This is a genomic window from Mycoplasma marinum, from assembly GCF_004335975.1.
GTDB lineage: Bacteria > Bacillota_I > Bacilli_A > Mycoplasmatales > Metamycoplasmataceae > Mycoplasma_K > Mycoplasma_K marinum.
The window spans coordinates 1-526 of sequence record NZ_PSZO01000125.1 but is presented as its reverse complement, the minus strand read 5'-3'; the positions used below and the strand labels follow the sequence as shown (position 1 = coordinate 526).

The window sequence follows — 526 nt, the reverse complement described above, 5'->3', positions numbered from 1 at the left end:
CAATCATAAATAAAAACTTACACTCTTGCCGGGTATAAGTTTTTATTTACAATTATAATATTGAGAAATATATGGTTTTACCATTTCATTATTTTAATTCGTAGTTTTTAGATTGAGGTGTTCATAATTTATATATTAAATTTGGATCAATCAAACCATTTCTTTCTTTAAAAGATTTGCTTTTTTCAACTATTCTCGTTTTATTTTTTATTTTGTATTGTCCACCATTGAATAGTGCATTAATTCTTTCTTTGCTAGAATGCATTGCTGAGTAAACACCAATACCTTTTAAATTACTGAATACTCTATATCCTTTAGTTTTAAATTGTTCGCTACTTTGATTGGGATCCATTATATACTTGCCAATTCTCTTAGTATTAAAGTGTTGTGAATCACCTCTATATACTTCAACATGCACATGAGGAACTCATCCTCCGTTCTCGCTAAGTTTACCTACCTTGCCAATTAAATCTCCACCCTTTACCTTGTAAGGGTGTTTAATATCAATTGAAGAATTATAACTCCA

At 28.9% G+C, this 526-nt stretch carries 1 protein-coding gene; it reads right to left on the bottom strand.

The genetic code is table 4. The annotated features are described in order from the left end of the window. Positions 1-88: 88 nt before the first annotated feature. Positions 89-526, bottom strand: a 438-nt coding sequence (locus tag C4B24_RS05170) for a hypothetical protein (protein ID WP_394343197.1), incomplete at its 5' end; no start/stop codon positions are given.